Here is a 3,566-nt window from a genome sequence, read left to right as displayed (position 1 = left end):
GGCGACAGGACCAGTGGACGTGAGCGTTCTCGAAGGGCTGGTAGGGAACGACTCGGCGGTGATCAATGAACTCCTGCGGGATTTTCGTTCCAGTTCGGTCAGAATAGCGGCGGAATTGCGCGCCGCCTGTCAAGTGGGACAGACGGCGGCAGTCAGTGCCGCAGCCCACAAGCTTAAATCATCGGCTCGTTCGGTCGGCGCGCTGGCGCTGGGCGAACTGTGCGCCGAAATGGAACAAGCGGGGAAGGCGGGCGACACCGGAGCACTGGCGGTGCTGTTGCCTCGCTTCGAGGCGGAAATGGCCGTCGTGGATGAATATCTTGGTTCGTTGTAAACACAATTCCGTGTTGTGAAAAGATTGGGAGAGAAAGTGATGATTGAAAGACTCATGGTAAAAATTCTGGTGCTCGACGACGAGCCATTCATGCTCAAGCTGCTGGCCCGCATGCTGACAAACCAGGGGTTCACTTCGGTTGCGCTCTGCGAGAGTGGGCGAGCCGCCCTGGATCGGGTAGACGGCGTGGATACGCGGCCGAACCTGATCCTGCTGGACCTCAACATGCCGGAAATGGACGGAATAGAATTCGTACGCCACCTGGTTGAACGGAACTATACCGGCAGTCTCATCCTGATCAGCGGTGAAGATGAACGGATGCTGCAGACGGTCGAGAAACTGGTGCAGGCACATAAAATCACGGTGCTTGGCCATATACACAAACCGGTCAAACCGGAGGCGCTGTCCGCATTGTTGGAAAAGTGGGCACCTTCTTCACTGGATAGCCCTAAGGCGCAGAAAGTTTACGGCGCGGACGAGGTGCGTGCTGCCATCAGCAACGGCGAGTTGGTCAATTACTATCAACCTAAGGTGACGGTTGCCACCGGCAAGGTGGCGGGCGTGGAGACCCTGGTGCGCTGGCGCCATCCCGTTCACGGGATCGTGCCACCCGATCAGTTCATCGGCGTAGCTGAAGCGAACGGCTTTATCGACGACCTGACCCGGGTAGTGCTCACCGGCGCGCTGGCCCAGGCCAAAGCCTGGCAGGAAGCAGGGCTGACGTTGCGGGTGGCCGTCAACGTATCCATGGACAGCCTGGCGTCCCTGGATTTCCTGGATTTTGTTACCGGACTCACCGCCAAGACAGGCATACCGCCGCAGCAGATCGTGCTGGAAGTGACGGAAAGCCAGCTGATGGGGGACGCGCGGATTCCGCTCGAAATCCTGACCCGGCTGCGCCTGAAGCGCTTTCGCCTTTCAATCGACGATTTCGGCACCGGACACTCTACCTTGGCCCAGTTACGCGACATTCCCTTCGATGAACTCAAGATCGACCAAGGCTTCGTGCACCGCGCCTGGACCGTTGAGACGTTGCGTGCGATGTACGACGCCAGCCTGGCTCTGGCAAGACAATTGGGCATGGAGGTCGTGGCCGAAGGGGTCGAAGACCGGGACGACTGGGATCTCCTGCTCCGCACGGGATGCGATCTCGCTCAGGGGGCTTTCATCTCCCGGCCCATGCCGGCTGAGGATTTGCCCGGTTGGATGGATGTCTGGCAGGAGCGGGTGCGCACCGGGTTCGCCAATGACATCAGCAGATGAAAATCAAGCGCATTAAAAAATGCTGAATAAATAGCCCCGCTTCCACGCATCGTCTTTCTTCCAAGATGCTCCTTATTCCAATTCGCAATAGGAAGATAAATAATAGCGCCATGATTTCTGTGGGAGGACATCATGGCGCGAAAAGCAGAGCAATCTAGTCTTAAAATATTCCACGCAATCGAACAGCAGCGATGGAAACCGGCCCGCGGTCGGCGTTGTACGCGGGATTGTGGATGTGTTGGTAGTCCAGTGTAAGCCAGGTGTTTTTTATAGCCCCAAGGCTGTAGTAGGTTTCCAGGATATTTTCCGGTCGGTAGTTGAGTGCGCCGTCGCCAATGAAGAAACTTATGCCGCCGGCGCTCAAGTAGTCGCGTCGCTGACGCGACAATCCATTTTGTACGAGTGCGATGCCCATGCTGTCCTGAATGCGACCCCAGGTACTGCCTTGGACGACTGCCCCTGCAGCAAGTGAATTGTCTATTTCGGTGAAGGCGTAGGTTTCTGTTTTACCGTCGGCCCAACTGGCGCGGCCAAACACACCCACATTGGGGGTTAGCTGTTGTTCCAGGTTGAGGCCGAAGCCGTATTTTATCTGCTCACCGTAACGCACGTTATTGATATCCGGCACTCCACCGTGGAGCGTAGCGTAATCCAGCGCATCCTGGAAACGGGACATTACAGTGCGGTTGCGGAAAGCCAGCAGACGTATCTTGCCCGGTTGACCGAAAAGCACATGCCCATGTCCTACTTCGATCTGATCGCCGTAGTGTTTGAATATATTCGGATCCAGCACAAGCTGGTTGGGCAATTTAGGCTGTATGAAGCGGCCAGCGCGAAAGGCCCAGTCGTCGTAATAGTGCTCCAGCGCGGCGCCCCAGGAATAACCACGCGCATCGGCGGCGTAGTCGTAAGCACCCGCCGTCATGAGAGACCAGTTGATAAATTGAGTCCGCGGATCGTGACTGTAAGCGTTGTTGTCGAAGATGTCCGTTACAGAAAGCTTGCCAACGGTAAGGGCTATTAGGCGCCGGTGAACTTTCCCTGCCAGCTGATTGGCACCAGAATCAACTGCATCTTGTATATCACCCAGTCCCCAGCTTTGGCGCAAGAAGGCCCGAGCCATGTAAAGTTTTGGATTAGGCCCAGAGGTGCGGGCGATTTCGCCGTTGCTTAAACCGCCCAGGCCAGTGAGGTTGGAGAGAGGGACGCCTTGAGCCACTTCCGGATTGAAGTACAACTCGCCCCCCGCCCATGGCCGCATACCGAGGAAAGCGGTTCCGGTGAAGGAATAGCTTTTCTCCCGCTCCGGAGAGAGGCTGTGGGATCCGCTGTAGGCGGCATTGAATGGCGCCTTGCCCTGCCAGACGTAGGTAGTCTGGAACCTGGCGTTCCAACTTTCCTCTACTCCATCGGCGAGAGGAGGTCCGACCCCATAGGCGAGAGGAAGCCCGGCGTTAATCCCAATGCAAGCCAGTAGCCAATGGAGGATTGTACGATGAATGACCATAACGCTACTCCGTTGGCAGTTTATAAAACCGCCAACTCGATTAATTTCAAAAGCTCAGGAAAGCCGAACGATCCTGACATCTCGATTCTCATCCTGCCAAAAGTCCTAACAGGAGATCGAGAGGAAATGACATGTGTTCTCAGTTAAAACAAACCGACTTACGGTGGACTTGGTAAATGGAAGGGAGGTACTTTACAGGTCGCCGCTAAGGAGGCGAAAAAACTTGAAACTACCTAATTGCGCACCGCCCCGTTTTTAGGCGAGACGGTGGTTTTAGAAGGGACTCTACCGACGGTCTCGCTACTATTTTGCGTCCAATGGTCTAAAAGAGTCAGCATTCATGGGGCAACCCCGTTGTTTAAATGGGGGGCAAATTATGGGTTGTTGGAATAACGGTGTCAAGGTAGAGCCTTATCCAATGTGGTATGAGCCTGAACGAAAGCCGTATTTCCAACGAGGAAT

At 55.5% G+C, this 3,566-nt stretch carries 3 protein-coding genes; 2 read left to right on the top strand and 1 reads right to left on the bottom strand.

Translation table 11 applies throughout. From position 1 onward, the window contains the following. Together MJ768_RS13125 and MJ768_RS13120 are read left to right on the top strand one after the other, a co-directional pair. Nucleotides 1–334 (top strand): Hpt domain-containing protein (locus MJ768_RS13125; RefSeq protein ID WP_239292367.1); only part of this gene is annotated, 334 nt, incomplete at its 5' end. A 39-nt stretch (nt 335–373) separates the two neighbouring features. Next, nucleotides 374–1,597, top strand: coding sequence for an EAL domain-containing response regulator (locus MJ768_RS13120; protein ID WP_239292365.1), 1,224 nt, complete (start codon nt 374–376; stop codon nt 1,595–1,597). Between the two features lie 160 nt (nt 1,598–1,757). Here the strand turns inward: MJ768_RS13120 and MJ768_RS13115 are convergent, their stop codons facing one another. Beyond that, a complete protein-coding gene (locus MJ768_RS13115) occupies nt 1,758–3,104 on the bottom strand; it encodes a carbohydrate porin (protein ID WP_239292363.1) in 1,347 nt (448 codons plus the stop codon). Nucleotides 3,105–3,566 lie beyond the last annotated feature (462 nt).

It is taken from the genome of Candidatus Nitrotoga sp. 1052 (genome assembly GCF_927312905.1).
In the GTDB taxonomy this organism is placed as follows: domain Bacteria; phylum Pseudomonadota; class Gammaproteobacteria; order Burkholderiales; family Gallionellaceae; genus Nitrotoga.
The sequence above is the reverse complement of the archived record's forward strand: the minus strand, read 5'-3'. Positions and strand labels throughout refer to the sequence as shown.

What these genes read in the sequence shown, in the direction of transcription:
- MJ768_RS13120 (WP_239292365.1), top strand. Translation starts at nt 374, where the DNA reads ATGATTGAAAGACTCATGGTAAAAATTCTGGTGCTCGACGACGAGCCA.
- MJ768_RS13115 (WP_239292363.1), bottom strand. Translation starts at nt 3,104, where the DNA reads ATGGTCATTCATCGTACAATCCTCCATTGGCTACTGGCTTGCATTGGG.